At 70.8% G+C, this 17449-nt stretch carries 16 protein-coding genes; 9 read left to right on the forward strand and 7 right to left on the reverse strand.

The window, feature by feature from the left end; all coding sequences use genetic code 11:
* Window positions 1-111: 111 nt before the first annotated feature.
* On the reverse strand, window positions 112-2559 hold the full coding sequence (locus ACFYPA_RS35385; RefSeq protein ID WP_389136700.1) for an RICIN domain-containing protein: 2448 nt from the start codon (window positions 2557-2559) through the stop codon (window positions 112-114).
* Between the two features lie 512 nt (window positions 2560-3071).
* Between ACFYPA_RS35385 and ACFYPA_RS35390 the strand changes: the two genes are divergently transcribed.
* The 7 genes from ACFYPA_RS35390 to ACFYPA_RS35420 all read left to right on the forward strand — a co-directional run bounded on the left by ACFYPA_RS35390 (window position 3072) and on the right by ACFYPA_RS35420 (window position 10826).
* Window positions 3072-4157 carry an ABC transporter substrate-binding protein gene (locus tag ACFYPA_RS35390; RefSeq protein ID WP_359320188.1) on the forward strand — a complete coding sequence of 362 codons (1086 nt, stop codon included), beginning with the start codon at window positions 3072-3074 and terminating at the stop codon, window positions 4155-4157.
* Between the two features lie 186 nt (window positions 4158-4343).
* Entirely contained in the window at window positions 4344-6029 is a 1686-nt protein-coding gene (locus tag ACFYPA_RS35395) for a sugar ABC transporter ATP-binding protein (RefSeq protein ID WP_359354958.1), read from the forward strand.
* Complete coding sequence (locus ACFYPA_RS35400; RefSeq protein WP_359086253.1) at window positions 6026-7000, forward strand: ABC transporter permease; 975 nt, start codon at window positions 6026-6028, stop codon at window positions 6998-7000. The genes ACFYPA_RS35395 and ACFYPA_RS35400 overlap by 4 nt, the downstream gene beginning before the upstream one ends.
* On the forward strand, window positions 6997-8040 hold the full coding sequence (locus ACFYPA_RS35405) for an ABC transporter permease (protein WP_359320191.1): 1044 nt from the start codon (window positions 6997-6999) through the stop codon (window positions 8038-8040). The genes ACFYPA_RS35400 and ACFYPA_RS35405 overlap by 4 nt, the downstream gene beginning before the upstream one ends.
* A 98-nt stretch (window positions 8041-8138) precedes the next feature.
* Entirely contained in the window at window positions 8139-9164 is a 1026-nt protein-coding gene (locus tag ACFYPA_RS35410) for a LacI family DNA-binding transcriptional regulator (RefSeq protein ID WP_359086249.1), read from the forward strand.
* Window positions 9165-9265: 101 nt separating this feature from the next.
* On the forward strand, window positions 9266-10345 hold the full coding sequence (locus ACFYPA_RS35415; RefSeq protein ID WP_359320194.1) for an aldose epimerase family protein: 1080 nt from the start codon (window positions 9266-9268) through the stop codon (window positions 10343-10345).
* A 64-nt stretch (window positions 10346-10409) separates the two neighbouring features.
* Window positions 10410-10826: a thioesterase family protein gene (locus ACFYPA_RS35420; RefSeq protein ID WP_359086246.1), complete on the forward strand. Its 417-nt coding sequence runs from the start codon at window positions 10410-10412 to the stop codon at window positions 10824-10826.
* A gap of 7 nt (window positions 10827-10833) precedes the next feature.
* On the opposite strand, the gene ACFYPA_RS35425 is transcribed toward ACFYPA_RS35420, so the two are convergent.
* A complete protein-coding gene (locus ACFYPA_RS35425; protein ID WP_359086245.1) occupies window positions 10834-11418 on the reverse strand; it encodes a YdeI/OmpD-associated family protein in 585 nt (194 codons plus the stop codon).
* 144 nt (window positions 11419-11562) lie between these two features.
* Between ACFYPA_RS35425 and ACFYPA_RS35430 the strand changes: the two genes are divergently transcribed.
* On the forward strand, window positions 11563-11952 hold the full coding sequence (locus ACFYPA_RS35430) for a helix-turn-helix transcriptional regulator (protein WP_359320200.1): 390 nt from the start codon (window positions 11563-11565) through the stop codon (window positions 11950-11952).
* Between the two features lie 73 nt (window positions 11953-12025).
* Here ACFYPA_RS35430 and ACFYPA_RS35435 read toward each other — a convergent pair whose 3' ends face one another.
* Entirely contained in the window at window positions 12026-13399 is a 1374-nt protein-coding gene (locus ACFYPA_RS35435; RefSeq protein ID WP_359086241.1) for an FAD-dependent oxidoreductase, read from the reverse strand.
* A 104-nt stretch (window positions 13400-13503) separates the two neighbouring features.
* Window positions 13504-14172, reverse strand: a complete 669-nt coding sequence (locus tag ACFYPA_RS35440) for a DUF305 domain-containing protein (protein ID WP_359320206.1) — start codon at window positions 14170-14172, stop codon at window positions 13504-13506.
* 175 nt (window positions 14173-14347) lie between these two features.
* Here ACFYPA_RS35440 and ACFYPA_RS35445 point away from each other — a divergent pair, with 175 nt between their 5' ends.
* Window positions 14348-15838, forward strand: coding sequence for an LVIVD repeat-containing protein (locus ACFYPA_RS35445; RefSeq protein ID WP_389136709.1), 1491 nt, complete (start codon window positions 14348-14350; stop codon window positions 15836-15838).
* 282 nt (window positions 15839-16120) lie between these two features.
* On the opposite strand, the gene ACFYPA_RS35450 is transcribed toward ACFYPA_RS35445, so the two are convergent.
* The 3 genes from ACFYPA_RS35450 to ACFYPA_RS35460 all read right to left on the reverse strand — a co-directional run bounded on the left by ACFYPA_RS35450 (window position 16121) and on the right by ACFYPA_RS35460 (window position 17409).
* Window positions 16121-16345 carry a hypothetical protein gene (locus ACFYPA_RS35450; RefSeq protein ID WP_359086235.1) on the reverse strand — a complete coding sequence of 75 codons (225 nt, stop codon included), beginning with the start codon at window positions 16343-16345 and terminating at the stop codon, window positions 16121-16123.
* Between the two features lie 112 nt (window positions 16346-16457).
* Window positions 16458-16637: a hypothetical protein gene (locus tag ACFYPA_RS35455; RefSeq protein ID WP_359320212.1), complete on the reverse strand. Its 180-nt coding sequence runs from the start codon at window positions 16635-16637 to the stop codon at window positions 16458-16460.
* Between the two features lie 70 nt (window positions 16638-16707).
* Entirely contained in the window at window positions 16708-17409 is a 702-nt protein-coding gene (locus ACFYPA_RS35460) for an HAD family hydrolase (protein WP_389136713.1), read from the reverse strand.
* Window positions 17410-17449: the final 40 nt, after the last annotated feature.

Genomic DNA, 17449 nt, shown 5'->3' on the forward strand with positions numbered 1-17449 from the left:
GTAAACGGCTCATCGGTCGTCTCCTTCGTTCTGTTCGGCCCCGGTACGGGGAAACTCCCCGCGCCGGGTGGCGCGGGGAGCGGTGCGGGATGGCGTGGAACAGTCAGGGAGTCAGACCAGCCGCCAGAGGTGGTCGTCGGTTCCGTTGTCGTCGAACTGCACGACGTGGGCGCTGTCGGCCGTGGACATGTTGTCCACGCCGAGGACCTTTCCGGAGTGGCGGTTGCGGACGCGGTACCAGCCGTCGCCGTCGGGGACGAGCTGCCAGAGGTGGTCGTCGGTTCCGTTGTCGTCGAACTGGACGACGTGGGCGCTGTCGGCCGTGGACATGTTGTCCACGCCGAGGACCTTTCCGGAGTGGCGGTTGCGGACGCGATACCAGCCGTCGCCCTCCGGGACGAGCTGCCAGTCGTGGTCGTCGGTGCCGGTGTCGCCGAACTGGACGACGTGCGCGCTGTTGGCCGTGGACATGGTGTCGACGCCGAGGACCTTGCCGGAGTGCTGGTTACGGATCCGGTACCAGCGGCCCGAGAGCCAGGGCTCCGCGCCCGGATCGGCTGTGGGGAAGGAGGTGATGCGCAGCCTCGCCGCCCCCATGGGGACGAGGGTGATCTCCTCCACCGGCTCGGCGGTGCCGGCCGGGCCGTCCTGGAGCGGGGCGACGACACGCTCGGCGTCCGCCGTCCACTCCGGGATCCGGCGGGCCTTCGCGGTGATCGTCAGCGGGGTCCCGTCGAGCGTGAACGGGTTGGCGTCCCTGACGTGCGGGACAGGGTGGTGACGCAGCGAGGCGGACGGCTTCCGGTCGTCCAGGACGAGCCCGTAGTTCCACGGGGTCGTGGCGTGCACCGCGTACTCCGGGAACTGGTCGCTGCCGCCGATGCGCTCGTACTCCTCACCGATCCGCAAGGAGTACGTGAGCGGGCCGCGGTCCACGCTCACGGCGCCGTGGTTGTGCTCCCAGGTGCGGACCGTGGTCTTCTGCGGGAAGCGCAGCGTCACCTTGTCGCCGTCGGCCCAGGTGCGGTCGACGCGGGTGAAGGCCGGTCCGGCCGGCGCGGTGACCGGGCGCCCGTTGACCCTGATCTCCGGGCTGTCGCACCAGGCCGGCACGCGCAGCACCAGGGGGAAGCTCATCCGCTTCGGCGCCTTCAGGGTCAGCGTCACGCTGTCCGTGAACGGGTAGCCGGTCTCCTCGGTGAACGTGACCTCCGTGCCGTCCGCCACCTTCGCGGTGACCTCGCAGCTCGCGTACATCGCGGCGGCGAGACCGCCGTCGGGAGTGGCGAGCCACAGCTCCTCGACGAAGTAGGGCCAGCCCATGCCGTAGTTGTGCGGGCAGCAGCGGTACTGGTCGACGCCGGGCAGGAACGCCTGCATGGCGAAGCCGTTCTGGAACTGCCGGTCGCTCTTCGGGACGTCGTCCAGGTCGACGCTGTTGGCGCTGGTGATGTAGTGGACGGCCCTGCCCGACGGATCGAGCGAGGCGGGCAGCGAGTTGAACGCCAGCTCCTCGCAGCGGTCGGCCCACAGCGGGTCGCCGGTGATCCGGGTGAGCAGCTGATGGCTGGCCATGAACTCGACGATTCCGCACGTCTCGAAGCCCTGCCGCGGATCGCCGTGCCCGGGCCGCGCGTTCTCGTCCCCGGCGAAGCCGCCGCCCGGGAACTGCCCGTACTGCTCCATCGCCTTGCCGTACGTCCCGTACGTGTTCCGGGTGTCCTCGGCAGAACCGCTGCGCAGCGCGTACTGGGCCGGCTCGCGGAAGCCCTGCGCGATGTTCACGTTGTGCAGGTTGACCAGGTTGTCGCCCCAGTCGGCGCCGTTCGCGTGGATCTTGTCGGCGAGATCCAGCAGGAAGGTGTCGCCGGTGCGGTTGAAGAGCCAGAAGACGCTGTCCAGGCCGTCGCCCCAGCGCAGGGCGACCCAACTGGTGTTGAAGGCCCCGGGCCCCTGCGCGTTCATGTACCGGAAGAACCGGCTGAGGAAGGGGATGACCCGGGTGTCACCGGAGTACTCCTGCCAGGAGCGCAGGGCCTGTATCAGCGGCAGGAAGGGCCAGAAGTCCGGGCCGCCGTTCAGGGACGTGCGCAGTGACCTCGGTCCGAAGAAGCCGTCGGACTGCTGCGTGGCGAGGATCGCGTCGAACCAGCGGCGTACGGCGGCCAGGGCCTCGGTGTCGCCCGTGACGATCGCGAGGTCGGTGTATCCGCGCAGCCAGTAGGGGACTTCCTCCCAGCCGCCGAGTTCGGGGCGGACCCAGCCGGTGGCGGCGAAGTCCAGGAAGTGCGAGAACTCCTCGTAGCGGCCGCACAACCCGTCCAGCTGGAGCTTCAGCTGCCCGGCCAGCCAGCCGTGAGCGGTGACCCGGCCGGGCGGGAGCTTGAGGAAAGCGGTCGGACGCAGCGGTGCGGCGTTGGGGGAGTAGTGGCCGCCGCGGGCCGGTTCCGCCCGGTGTCCGGCGGCGGTCGCCGTGGTGGCCCAGCGGCCGGACGCCGCCGTGGTGGCGGCGACGGTGGCCAGCGCGCCGGCCATGAGTTGTCTGCGGTTCAGGGGCATGCGGGAGCTCCTGCTCTCGGCCGGCCGTACGGGGCTCCGGCGCGGGGACGGCACATGACACGTACGGGATGGCCATGACGCCCACCGGCCCGGGGCGGATCCGGACGCGCGCACGGCACAGCACGCCGTCGCGACCGGAGGGGTGGCGCGGCAACGTGCTTGCAACGTTGGAAAATGGGGTACCGGCGGTATGACAGCACGGCGTCGGGCGGCTGTCCAGGGGTGCGGCGGCAACTGGTGGGGAGGGAACCCCCGGCCGGTGCCGGGCAACTCCGACACATTTTGGAAACGCATCGACAACGCTCTTGCCGCGTGCGCCGCGGCGCCTATATAACGTTGTAAACCGAGCCGCCGACAGGCCGCACAAGCTCTCACGACCGCAGTTCGTCCAGGTAGCGGGGTCGTGAGGAATGCAGTGGCATCAGCCGCCGAGCGGCAGCCGATGCATCGTCCAGCCATGCCCGACCGCACGCCCATCGGCGTGCCGTCATCCCGCCAAGGAGCTCCCGCGCATGATGATCCAGCGTCGAACCCGTACCCTCGCCGTGGCCTGCCTCCTCGCCGCCACCGCCACGCTGGCCGCCTCCGGCTGCTCCAAGTCGGAGACCTCGGACACCGCGACCACCGACAACAGCCAGGGCGCGCAGGCGGCCAAGACCCCTGAGTCCTCCTCCGGTTCGGGCTGCTCGCTGCAGACCTACGGTGCGCCGAAGCTGGACCTGAAGAACGCCGTGGTCGGCTTCTCCCAGTCGGAGAAGGAGGCCAACCCGTTCCGGATCGCCGAGACCCAGTCCATCAAGGACGAGGCCAAGAAGGTCGGCGTCAAGAAGCTGCTCACCACCAACGCCCAGTCGCAGCTGTCCAAGCAGATCAGCGACATCCAGGACATGCTGTCCCAGGGCGCCCAGTTCCTCATCGTCGCCCCGCTGAACTCCGACGGTCTGGAGCCGGCGCTGAAGGCCGCCGCCGCCAAGAAGGTCCCGGTGCTCACGATCGACCGCAAGGTCAACGCCACCGCCTGCAAGGACTACGTGGCGTTCCTCGGCTCCGACTTCGTCGAGCAGGGCAAGCGCGCCGCGGACGCGATGATCAAGACGACCGGTGGCAAGGGCAAGGTCGCCATCCTCCTCGGCGCCTCGGGCAACAACGTCACCACCGACCGCACCAAGGGCTTCGTCGACCAGCTCAAGGCCGAGGCCCCCGGCCTGGAGATCGTCGCCCAGCAGACCGGCGAGTTCGCCCGTGACAAGGGCCAGCAGGTCATGGAGCAGCTCATCCAGTCCAAGCCCGACATCACCGCCGTCTACGCGGAGAACGACGAGATGGGCCTCGGTGCCGTCACCGCGCTGAAGGCCGCCGGCAAGAAGCCCGGCAAGGACGTCAAGATCGTCTCCGTGGACGGCACCCGCAACGCCGTCCAGGCCCTGGTCAACGGCGAGTACAACGCCGTCATCGAGTCGAACCCGCGCTTCGGCCCGCTGGCCTTCGCGACCGCCCAGAAGTTCTACGGCGGCGAGGAGATCCCGGAGAACGTCATCATCACCGACCGCGCCTACGACGAGTCCAACGCCAAGGCCTCGCTCGGCGGCGCGTTCTGACCGCGACCGGCCCCACCTGCCCGTAGCGCCGGCGGCGGCCGACCGGCCGGGGCGGCCGCGTACCGATCCGTACGCGGCCCCCGGCCCGTACCGGACCCGCCGGACCACCGGCCGCCGTGACGCCGCCACCCGTCACGGCGGCCCCCGGGCCCACACCCTTGCAAGAGCGGAAGGCCAAGAACAGCCATGGCACCACCCGAAGCAGTACCGCAGCCGCCGCAGCCGGCCGACGACGTGAAGGAGGCATCCGCGCCGGCCGCCGGCGTGAAGGAGAAGCCCGCACCGGCCGCCGGTGTGTCACCGGACTCCGCGTCGGCCGCGTCCGTCCTCGAAGCCCGCTCGGTGAGCAAGCGCTTCCCGGGCGTCGTAGCCCTGGACGACGTCTCCTTCTCCCTGCGCGCCGGCGAGACCCACGCACTCGTCGGTGAGAACGGCGCCGGCAAGTCCACCCTGATCAAGGTGCTGACCGGCGTCTACCGGCCCGACGAGGGCGAACTGCGGCTGGCCGGGGAACGCATCACCTTCGCCCGGCCGTTCGAGGCGCAGCAGGCAGGCATCTCCACGATCTACCAGGAGGTGAACCTCGTCCCGCTGATGAGCGTGGCGCGCAACATCTTCCTCGGCCGCGAGCCCAAGAACCGGCTCGGCCTGATCGACTTCTCCCGGATGCACCGCGAGACGACCGAACTGCTCGACGGCTTCGGCGTACGTGTCGACCCGAAGAGGCCCCTGCACACCCTGGGCATCGGCACCCAGCAGATGGTCGCGCTGGCCCGTGCCGTGTCGGTCAACGCCCAGGTCGTCATCATGGACGAGCCCACCTCCTCGCTGGAGCCGCGCGAGGTCGAGACCCTCTTCCGGGTGATCGAGGACCTGCGCGCCCGCGGCATCGCCGTGCTCTACGTCAGCCACCGCATGGACGAGCTCTACCGCATCTGCGACCGCGTCACCGTGCTGCGCGACGGCCGGCACATCCACACCGGGGACCTCGCCGACCTCGACCGCATGCAGCTCGTCTCGATGATGCTCGGCCGCGACATGGCCGAGGTACGCCGCGACGGCGTCACCAGCTTCGGCTCCGAGGGCCACGACGCCTCACGCACCCCCGTACTCACCGCGACCGGCCTCTCCCGCGACCACCAGCTCCACGACATCTCCCTGTCGCTGTACGCGGGCGAGGTGCTCGGCCTCGGCGGGCTCCTCGGCTCCGGCCGCAGCGAGACCGCCAAGGCCCTGGCCGGCGCGCTCGCCCTGGACTCCGGCGAACTGAACATCGGGGGCCGCACCCTGCGCCGCCTCACCTCCGCCGGCGCCATCCGGGCGGGCATCAGCCTGCTGCCCGAGGACCGCAAGGCCGAAGGCATCGTGCCCGGTCTCTCCGTCCGCGAGAACATCGTGCTCGCCGCGATGCCCCGCCTCTCCCGCGCCGGCATCGTCTCGCGCGCCAAGCAGGACCGCATCGTCGACATCTTCATGAAGCGGCTGCGGATCAAGGCCGCGAGCCCCGAGCAGAAGGTCGGCGAGCTCTCCGGAGGCAACCAGCAGAAGGTCCTGCTGGCCCGCTGGCTCTGCCTGGAGCCCAAGGTCCTGCTGCTCGACGAACCCACCCGCGGCATCGACGTCGGCGCCAAGGCCGAGGTCCAGAGCCTCATCGACGACCTCGCCCGCGAGGGTCTCGCCGTCCTGCTCATCTCCTCCGACATCGAGGAACTCATCGAGGGCGCCGACCGCATCGTCGTCCTGCGCGGTGGCGCGGTCGCGGGCGAACTGTCGGGCGACGAGGTGGCCGAGAGCCATCTGCTCGAAGTGCTCGCCGACCATTCACCGGCGCCCGCGGGGAAGTCCCCGGCCGCCAAGGAGGACCCCCGATGACCCAGGCCGCCCTTTCCACCCCCGCAGCCCGGCCGCTGGCCCGGCTGCGCGACCCCGCCTGGTACCAGGAGTACGGCGTCTACCTCGCCGTCGCGGTCGTCCTCCTCTTCAACGCCCTGTTCACCGAGCACTTCATGACCGCGGACAACCTCCGCACCCAGCTCGTACAGGTCGCCCCCATCGTCATCGTCGCCCTCGGCATGGCGCTCGTCATCGGCACCGAGGGCGTCGACCTCTCCGTCGGGTCGACCATGGCGCTGGCCACCGCGCTGCTGCCGCTCTACCTCGGGTACGGGCTGGTGCCCGCCCTCGTCATGGCGCTGCTGGCCGGCGCCGTCGTCGGAGCGATCAACGGCTCACTGGTCTCGCTCGTCGGGCTGCAGCCGATCGTCGCCACCCTCGCGCTGTTCGTCGGCGGGCGGGGCCTCGCCCTGGTCATGGCGGACGGCCAGCTCCAGCAGATCGTCAACCCCGACCTGCTGTCGCTCGGCACCGGCTCCTTCCTCGGCATCCCGCTGGTCGTGCTCATCGCCGGCGTCCTCGCGGTCGCGGTCGCCTTCCTGGTCCAGCGCACCACCTTCGGCCGTCAGGTCGTCGCCATCGGCGGCAACCGGTCCGCGGCCGCCCTCGCCGGACTTCCCGTACGACGGGTGCTCATCGGCGTGTACGTGCTCTGCGGCGTCCTGGCCGCCCTCGCGGGCATCCTCGCCACGGCAAGGCTCACCGCCAGCGACCCCTCCTCGCTCGGCACCCTCATGGAACTCTCCGCCATCACGGCGGTCGTCGTCGGCGGCACCCCGCTCAACGGCGGCTCCATCCGGGTCCTCGGCACGGTCGCCGGCGCCCTCCTGATGCAGTTGCTGCGCGCCACCCTCGTCAAGCACGACCTGCCCGACTCCACCGCACAGATCGCCCAGGCGGCCATCATCATCGCCGCCGTCTACGTCGCCCGGGAGCGTCGGTCCCGATGAACGAAACCTCACCCGCCCCCGTTGCCCAGGCCCCGGCACCGCTCAAGACCCCCGCAGCGGCCGGCGGTGGCGCACCCCGCCCCGCGCCCGGGCAGCGCATCGCCGAACTCCTCCAGCGCCAGGGCGTGCTCGCGGTCCTGCTTACGGTCGTCATCGTCGCGTCCTTCGTCTATCCGACGTTCGGCACGCTCGACAACGCCCGCGGCGTGACCATCCAGGCCTCGTTCCTCGCCGTGGTCGCCCTCGGTATGACCCTGGTCATCATCACCGGCGGCATCGACCTGTCCGTGGGTTCCGTCTTCGCCCTGGGCGGGGTCCTCGCCGCCTGGGCCTCCCAATGGGGCTTCCTGGCCGCCCTGTTCGTCCCGCTCGTGGTGTGCGGTGCGATCGGACTGCTCAACGGCTTCCTCGTGGCCCGCGCCGGAATGGCACCCTTCATCGTCACGCTCGCCACCTTGCTGGGGGCGCGCGGTCTGCTCCTCGCGATCACCGACGAGGGCGCCACCACCTACCTGATCCCCAAGGGCTCCGCCTTCGCCGAGCTCGGACAGGGCAGCGTCTGGGGCTTCGGCTATCCGATCCTGATCGCCCTGGTGCTGTTCGGCATCGGCGGACTGGTCCTGCAGCGCACCTCGTTCGGGCAGACACTCTTCGCCGTCGGCGGCAGCAGTGATGCGGCCACGCTGATGGGCCTGCCCGTCGCCCGCACGAAGGTCCTCGTCTACACGCTCAGCGGACTGCTGGCCGGACTCGCCGGCGCGCTCAGCGCCGCCAGGCTCTCCTCCGGCGTCACCATCGTCGGCGTGGGCATGGAGCTCGACGCGATCTCCGCCGTGGTCATCGGCGGCACCCTCCTGATCGGCGGCGCCGGATCGGTCAGCGGCACGCTCTGGGGCGTACTGCTGCTGGCCGTCATCCAGAACCTGATCAACCAGATCGGCTCACTGAACTCCTCGTACCAGTCGGTCGTCAGCGGCGGGTTCCTTATCGTTGTCGTCGTGGCCCAGCGCTATCTGGCGCGCAGCCGCAGAACCACCTGAACCGGTGCCGGGGCCCCGAGTCCCGGCACCGTTCGAGCCGAGCCGGCGGAGCCGGGCCACCGCGCCTCAACGCGCGACCAGTCGATCCAGGGAGTGCCGTGGGCGTCAGCCTCAAGGACGTTGCGCAACGGGCGGGCGTGTCCATCAAGACCGTGTCGAACGTGGTGAACAACTATCAGCACGTCACACCGAAGATGCGGGCCAAGGTGCAGCAGGCCATCGACGAGCTCGGCTACCGGCCGAACCTCACCGCACGCCACCTGCGCAAGGGCCGCACCGGCATCATCGCCCTCGCCGTCCCCGAGTTCGGCAACCCGTACTTCGCGGAGCTGGCCGGAGAGGTCGTCGACGCGGCCGCCCGGCACGACTACACCGTGCTCGTCGACCACACCGGCGGGCTGCGGGAGAAGGAGCTCCTGGTCAGCCAGGGATTCCGGTCCCATGTGATCGACGGCCTCATCCTCAGCCCGATCCATCTGGAGACCGAGGACCTGATGGCACGCACCGAGACCGCGCCGCTGGTGCTGCTCGGCGAGCGCGAGTACGAGGCCCCGTACGACCACATCGCCATCGACAACGTGGCGGCGTCCCGCGAGGCCGTGCGCCACCTCATCGACCACGGCCACCGCAAGATCGCCTTCCTCGGCTCGCGCACCGGACGCGAACGTCAGCCGGCCCACCTGCGGCTGCGCGGCTGGCGCGAGGAGCTCGCCGCCGCGGGCATCGAGGCCGACGAGTCGCTCGTCGTCGTCACCGACGGCTACGGCCGCGAGGACGGGGCCGCGGGCATGGCCGCCCTCCTGGACCGCGGGGAGCGGCCCGACGCGGTGTTCGCGTACAACGACCTCATCGCCATCGGGGCCATGCGCACCCTCTCCGCACGCGGGCTGCGCATCCCCGAGGACGTCGCCGTCGTCGGCTTCGACAACATCGAGGAGAGCCTCTACGGGGCCACCACCCTCACCACGGTGGCCCCCGACAAGGAGGCCATCGCCCGGCTCGCCGTCGACAGCCTCGTCGAACGCCTTTCCGGCGACCCGGTGTCCGAACCCCGGCGGCCCCGGCCCGGCTACCGCCTCATCGTCCGCGAATCCACCGTCCCCCGGCCGCCCGCCGGACCGTAGGCCCGGCACCGGACCCCCACATCGGCGGGGGAGTCCGGCGATTGTGTCCAGGCCCGCCGTCCTCGCCCCGCCGGGCCGTCCGCTCGTCCCAAGGATCTCTGATGCCTCGCCCCACCGTGAACCGCAAACCGTTCGGCGCCCACGGGCACACGGACGTCGACGTCTGGACGCTCGACTCCGGTACCGGAGTCCGGGCCGAGATCCTCACCTACGGCGGCATCCTGCACCGTCTCACCGTGCCGGACACCGTCGGAGCGCCCGCGTCGGTCGTGCGGCCGCTGGTCTCCCTCGACGACTACACGGGCAAGAACCCGTTCTTCGGCGCCCTCATCGGCCGCTTCGCCAACCGCATCGCGCACGGCCGCTTCGACCTCGACGGGGTGTCGTACCGCGTCCCCGCCACCGACCGGGGCCACGCCCTGCACGGCGGCCCCGACGGCTTCCACACCCGCGTCTGGCAGGCGGCGGGCGAGGCCACCGACACGGCCGCCACGCTGCGGCTCACCCTGCACAGCCCCGACGGCGACATGGGCTTCCCCGGCGCGCTGGACGTCGCCGTGACGTACAGCCTCGACACGGAGGGCACCCTCGCCCTCGACTACACCGCCACCACGGACCGCCCCACCGTCGTCAACCTCACCAATCACGCCTACTTCGACCTCACCGGACAGGGCGACATCCGCGGCCACACGCTCCAGGTGGACGCGGACCACTACCTCCCCGTCGACGACGAGGGCATCCCGGAAGGGCCCGCCGCGGCGGTGCTCGCCACGCCGTTCGACCTCACCGCCCCGCAGCGCATCGCAGAGCGCATCGCGCTCCCGGACGAGCAACTGCGCCTCGCCGGCGGCTTCGACCACTGCTGGATCCTCAACGGTTCCGGCACACCGGGCGGCCTGAGCCGGGCCGCCCGGCTCACCGCTCCGGGAGCAGAGCGGGTCATGGAGGTGTGGACCACCGAACCGGGCATCCAGGTCTACACCGCCAACCAGCTGGACGGCACGCTGGCCGCACCCGACGGCGGGCGCCACGAACGCCACAGCGCCGTCTGCCTGGAGACCCAGCACCTGCCCGACTCGCCCAACCGCCCCGACCACCCCGGCACCGTCCTGCGCCCGCACGACGTCTTCACCAGCCGCACCGAACTGAGGTTTCCGCACCTCACCCCGGCAACGGGCTGAAGGACGCGCCACCAGGGGCGGCCGGTGCGGGAATGCGGGAATGGGCCGGGCTGTTCCGACGTCCATGACCTTCTTCGTGGACGTGACCGTCCGGGGCTACGAGCTCGATACGCAGGGACATCTCAACCAGGCCGTCTACCTCCAGTACGCCGAGCACGCGCGCTGGGAGCTGCTGCGGGCCGCCGGACTTCCCCAGGAGAAGCTGCTGGCCGACGGGGTGGGCCCCGTCGCGCTGGAGGTCACGGTCAAGTTCCGCAAGGAGCTGCGGGGCGGGGAACGAGTGCGGGTGTCCTGCCGGTTCGAGTACGGGCAGGGCAAGACGTTCACGGTCGCCCAGCAGATTCTCAAGGAGGACGGCACGGTGGCGGCGGAGATCACCGGTGTGGCCGGCGTCCTCGACCTGACGACGCGCAGGCTGGTCGCCGATCCGGCCGGCCGGCTCGCCGCGCTCGCCAAGGAGCCGCAGCTGCTGAGCGGCTGACCTCCCGTCAGCGGACCTTGCGGCCCGCCGCCAGCGAGGCCACCGCCTTCTGGAGGCGGGCCGCCCTGACTTCGGGGGTCGTGGCCGTCATGAGACGCAGGAGCACCAGGTAGCGGTCCGACCTGCTGAGTCGCTCGTAGAACGTCTTGGCCGGCTCATCCGCTTCCAGGGCCGCGACGAGGTCGGCCGGGGCGGTGGCCCTGCTCTGCGACGGGTACGCCGCGTCCCACCGCCCGTCCGACCGTGCCGCCTCCACCTCGGCGAGCCCTGCGGCGCGCATCCGGCCGGCTTCGGTCAGCGCCGCCACCTTCTCCACATTGATCAGCGACCACGCGCTCCGGCGCCGGCGGGGCGTGATCCGCTGGAGGTAGTACATCGCGTCGAAGGACCTGCGCTGTCCGTCGATCCAGCCGAAGCAGAGCACGGAGTCGATGACTTCGGCGGCGCTCACCGACTCCACGCCGGAGCCGCGCTTGGCGATCTTCAACCAGAGCCCGGCCCGGTCGGCGTGGTGCTCCTCCAGCCATGCTTCGAGCTGGGAGACCCGCGCGAAGGAAAGTGCGTTCTCCGGGGTGTCCAGGGTGTCCGTCATCGACCTGCGCCTCCTGCGGCTGCCGCGCCTCGTGCCCGGCTGCGACGCCACGGTAGTCACTGTTCAGGACGGATTCCGTCCTAAAGCGTAGGGGTCTAACTACGACAGGTCTCGTATCATGGGGAGCCCGGGGAGCCCCGGACGATGCGACGATGCGGAGCGACAGTGACCCCTGCCAGCGCCACAGACACGGCAGCCGGAGCCCGTACGCTGGCCCACCCGGCGCGTGAGGAGATCAGGCTCGAGTCGGTCCTGCACGCGCTCTCGGACCCGGTGCGACTGTGCGTGGTACGCGAACTGGCCGCCGCCGACGCCGAGCTCACCTGTTCGCGGTTCGACCTTCCGGTGACCAAGTCCACCAGTACGCACCACTTCCGGGTGCTGCGTGAGAGCGGCATCGTCCAGCAGATCTACCGGGGAACGGCCAAGATGAACGGGCTCCGGCGCGAGGACCTGGAGGCGCTCTTCCCCGGACTGCTCGACCGCGTGCTCGAAGCGGCGGACCTCCAGGCCGGCCGCCTCGACGAGGGCTGACCGCCCGCGGCCCAGGGCTGCCCGGGGCCGCCGGTGGTCGCCGCGAGCCGCCGCGGCCCCGCGCGACCGTCCGTCACGCCGGGCCGCCACCGCGTGCCGCCCCCATCAGCCCCGGCCAGTCGGGGATCTTGACCGGCCCCCGGCCGAGCGAACGCCCCAGTGCCGCCTCCGCCCGTTCGATCGACAGCCAGCCGTCCCACTCCACCGGCCGCAGTCCCCAGGACCGGAGTACCGCCAGCGGGTCCGGGGAGGACGGCCGCCCGGCCAGCAGGGGCGCATCCTCGATCAGCGACGCGACGGTCTCCTTCGCGCACGAGCGGTTCGACCCGATGACCCCCGTCGGACCGCGTTTGATCCACCCCGCGACGTACTCCCCGGGTGACGGCACCCCGCCCCGCAGTACCCGTCCGGCCCGGTGGGGCACCGTGCCGTGCACCGCGTCGAACGGAAGTCCGGGCAGCGGCATCCCCCGGTAGCCGACCGCCCGCAGCACGAGTTCGGCCCCGATCTCCTCGTACGTACCGGTGTCACGCACCCCGCCGTTTCCGTCCGGGGCCGTACGGGCGAACCGGACACCCGCCACCCGGCCGTCCCGCTCCAGCAGCTCGACCGGGCGCAGGAAGAACCGCAGCCCGATGGTCCGGGAGCGGCCGTCGCCCGCACGGGGCACCTCCGTGGCCCAACCGCGCAGGACATCGAGGTTCCGCCGCACCAGTGCCGGCAGGGGAGGCGAGCCCGGCGCGGCATCGCCGTACGCCGGGTCCAGGGCGAGCTCCGCCGGATCCACGACCATCCGGGCCCCGGGGAGCGAGCCCAGCTCGCGCAGTTCCTTGGTGGTGAACCGTGCCTGGGAGGGGCCCCGCCGGCCGGCCATGTGCACCTCGCGCACCCGGCTGCCCGCGAGCACGCCGAGCGCGGGCTGCGGCACATCGGTGGGCCGCAGCTCATCGGCGCCCCGGGCGAGGATCCGCGCCACGTCGACCGCCACGTTGCCGACCCCGATCACGACGGCCGAACGGGCCCGCAGAGCGAAGAGGCCGGCGGCCGCGTCCGGGTGGGCGCTGTACCAGGAGACGAACTCGGTCGCCGAGTGACTGCCGGGCAGGTCCTCGCCGGGGATGCCCAGGGGACGGTCCGTGGCCGCGCCCACGCAGTAGACGACCGCGTCGTAGAGCTCGCCCAGCCGCCCGGGCGGCACTCCGTCCCCGCCGACGGCGACATTGCCGACGAAGGTGACGCGCTCGTGCTCCAGGACGGCCCGCAGGCTCTGCTGCAGCGATTTGATCTTCTCGTGGTCGGGTGCGACGCCGTACCGCACCAGTCCGTACGGGCACGGCAGCCGGTCCAGGACGTGCACGCGCACATCCGGCACCAGGGTCTGGGCCACGAGGGCCTGGGCGGTGTAGACCCCGCTGGGGCCGGAGCCGACGACGGCGACACGAAGCACGGCGGACCTCTTCCCGCAGGGGTGCCTCCAGCATCGCACCGGCGGGCCCGGCGGGGGAGAGGCGCGCCCCATGCTCTTGGACGCGCGTCCCGCAGGAGCCTCCCTCAGGACGACAGGCTTCGCATCCGGTCGATCTCGGTCGTCTGCTGGGCGACGACGTCACCCGCCATCTCCTCGACCTGCACGTTGTTCCCCTCCGACAGGACCTCGGTCGCCATGGTGATCGCACCCTGGTGGTGCGTGATCATCAACTTCAGGAACAACCGGTCGAAGGCCGTCCCCTTCGCGGATCCGAGCTCCTTCAACTGGCCGGCCGTGGCCATGCCGGGCATGGCGCCGTGGTTGTGCTCGCCGGTCTGCCCGGACCGGCCGTGCCGGGTGAGCCAGCCCTCCATCGCGCCGATCTCGGGCTGCTGGGCGGCGGTGATGCGTTCGGCGAGTCTCCTGACCGCGGCCGAACGGGAGTGGGCGGGGACCAGCCCGGTCAACTCCAGTGCCTGTGCGTGGTGCTGGATCATCTGCTGTACGTACCGGACGTCCGCCGAGTTGGGGGTGTCCACCCCGGCCTCCTTGACGGCCTCCGAGGGGGAGAGCGTCCGTGCGGGTTCGCCGGGCTTTCCGGGTGCCACCACCGAACCGGCCGCTTGCGTCCGGGACTTCGAGCCGCTGTCACCGCTGCCCGCGTCGCAGCCGGCAGAGGTGAGCACGGCAGCCGCGACGGCCACGCCGAGGGCGAGACCACGGAATCGCAGGGCCTGACGACGAATCAACAAACCGACCTCCGTTGACACAGGACTGGTTGCGCTCTGTCCTAGCACGTCAACGCACAGCTTCGATCAAAAACTTTCATTACGTCTCTGTTGCCATCTGTTGAGATGCCCATGGCAAGGACGATACTGCCGGAGTCCGTGAACCGGCCAACTACCTACGGATTTATGGGAGGACGCAGTGACCTCGTTGCACACCACCCCGGTGCGGCGCAGACGTCTGGGCGTGGCGGCAGCCGCCGCCGGGCTCTTCGCCACTCTGCTGATGGCCGGGCCCGCGGCCGCGACACCCGATCCCGGTGACGCGACCGCGAGCCGAACCGATCTCTCCGCGAGCCAGGAGGCGGAGGCGACCGCCGCGATCAAGAGCGGTGAGATACCCGGCGTGGACGAGATCGTCCACAGCCGCAACATCACGCACCTCGCCAATGTCCCCAAGGACGCGCTCCAGGGGCTGAACACGGACCTGGCCTTCCAGGGGAAGTACGCCTTCGCCGGAAACTACGACGGCTTCCGGATCTTCGACATCAGCAATCCGAAGGTGCCTCGCACGGTCGCCCAGGTCCTGTGTCCCGGCTCGCAGAACGACATCTCCGTCTCCGGGAACCTGCTCTTCCTCTCCACGGACTCCTCGCGCAGCGACGACTCGTGCAGCAGCACCACCCAGCCCGCCACGGAGAAGTCCTCGTGGGAGGGCATGAAGGTCTTCGACATCAGCGACAAGCGCAACCCGAAGTACGTCGCCGCCGTCGAGACCGCGTGCGGATCGCACACCCACACGCTGGTGCCGGAGCGCAAGAACGTCTACGTGTACGTCTCCTCGTACTCGCCGAACACCGCGTTCCCCGACTGCCAGCCGCCGCACGACGGGATCTCCGTCATCAAGGTGCCGCGCAAGGCGCCCGAAGAGGCCCGCATCGTGAACTTCCCGGTCCTCTTCCCGGACGGCGGAAACCCGGGCGGTCCGACGAACCCGGGCGTCTCCAAGACCACGGGCTGCCACGACATCACCGTGCTGCCGTCCAAGGACCTGGCCGCCGGGGCCTGCATGGGTGACGGTCTGCTGTTCTCCATCAAGGACCCGGAGAACCCGAAGATCATCGACCGGGTGCAGGACAACGTGAACTTCGCGTTCTGGCACTCCGCCACGTTCAACCAGCGGGCGGACAAGGTGGTCTTCACCGACGAGCTCGGTGGCGGTGGCGCGGCCACCTGCAACGAGGAGATCGGTCCGAAGCGCGGTGCCGACGGCATCTACGACGTCGTCGGCCGGGGCGAGAACCGCAAGCTCGTCTTCCGTAGCTACTTCAAGATCGACCGCCCGCAGGCCGAGACCGAGGTCTGCGTCGCCCACAACGGTTCGATCATCCCGGTCAAGGGCCGCGACCTGATGGTCCAGGCCTGGTACCAGGGCGGCGTCTCGGTGTGGGACTTCACCGACTCCTCGCACCCGAAGGAGATCGGCTTCTTCGAGCGCGGTCCCGTCACCACCGACGCCGTCACCACGGCCGGCCCCTGGTCGGCGTACTACTACAACGGCTACATCTACTCCAACGACATCGCCAAGGGCTTCGACGTCCTGAAGATCGACGACCGGCGGACGGACCCGGCGAAGCGGGTGCGGACGGACGAACTCAACGTCCAGACGCAGCCGGACTACTTCGACCGCTGAACCGCTGAACCCGCACGGAGCCCACTGAGTTCGCGAAGAGCCCACTGAGCTCGCCAACATGCCGGTCCCGTCCGGGTCTCCCGGGCGGGACCGGCGTCCGTGGCGGCCTGTCCGTTCATTGACGCGGCCTGTCCGTTCATTGACCGATCCGCCGCGCCGGGACATGCTGGACCCCCGCACGGGCCCGCTGAGGTACGCGGTCCGTCACGCGGTCCCCGGCCCGCTTCGGCCGGGGTGACCGGCTGGTTCCGGCGACGCAGGGGATCGCCGGAATCAGGCGTCTCAGGCGGCCTCGTACCGGTGCGCCCGACCACCCCGCCACTCGACCCACGCGGGGCTGTCCAGGATCCGCTCGGGGTCGTCGAGCCCCGCACCCTCCAGGAACACGATCACATCGTGATCCGAGTGTGCGAGCCCGAGAATCTGGACCCGCCCCTCGCGCTGCACGGTGACGCGCCGCCCGCCGGAGGGGGACGGCCGGAAGATCACGATCGGGGGAGAAGCCATGACTCCAGGGTGCGACCTGCCGACGCCTGCCGCACAGCGAACCGGAAACCGGGCCCGGCGGCAGATCAGGCAGGCCGGAACGGGCGGTGCAGGCCGTCGCGTCGCAGGCGGTTCAGGCGGCGGACCTGGCGCCGGCGCCGGTGGCCGCGGCCCACTCGACCAGCAGTCGCTGGTACTCCTCCTCGTCCTCCGGAGACAGGCATCCGCCCGAGCGCTCCCACAGGTCGCGAATGTCTTCATTCACCACTGCGGCGGAACGCACGGAACCGGACGGGCACGGAGTCGGGGGCATACCTACCAGGCTAAGGCCCTGATGTGACAATCCGACCCATGGCGCGTCAGGGACATCTCTCACATGTCTCTCAGGCAACCTCGGCGGCCAGTCCGAGCTCCCGCAGTCCGTCCGGCCGCTCACGCACGGGCAGATGCCGCACGAACCGCACCTCACAGCCCAGTGCGGCCGCCCCCGCGTCCGCGTACCGGTCGTCGCCGACCATCACCACATCGGTCGGACGCTGTCCCAGAAGTGTGCAGGCGGTGTGGAAGAGACGTGCGTCCGGCTTCCGGACGCCGTGCTCGAACGACAGCACGTACTCCTGCACCCAGGTGTCCAGCCCGTGCGCCCGGAAGACCGGTCGCACGTCCCAGCCGATGTTGCTGACCACGCCGATCGCGACGTCCCGGCCGCGCAGCGAGGCGAGCACCTCCGCGGCGTCCGGATACGGGTGCCAGGCCGCCGGGGTCCGATGCCGGCCGTACAGGGCGTCGTGAAGTCCTGGATGCGGCAGCCGCACCTGGCGAGCCAGGCCCGTGTACGCCTCGCGGTGGGCCCCCGCGCTCTCGTCGCGGGACGCCCAGGCCGACGCCAGATCGCCGGGCACCCGCTGCGGAGGCGGGCCGCCCGGCAGCGCGCCGGAGGCCTCCAGTTCCTGTACGTACCGCTCGAAATCGGTATCGTCCACGCTCACCCCACGCTCCGCGAGGGTCGCGGCGAGCCAGGAGCGGACGGATTCGATCCGGAACAGCGTCCCGGAGAAGTCGAAGAGCACACCCTTGATCGGCATGGCCCGATGCTCGCCGAGGGTGCGCGGGCGGGCAAGGAGG

Source organism: Streptomyces sp. NPDC005775 (assembly GCF_042871565.1).
Classification (GTDB): domain Bacteria; phylum Actinomycetota; class Actinomycetes; order Streptomycetales; family Streptomycetaceae; genus Streptomyces.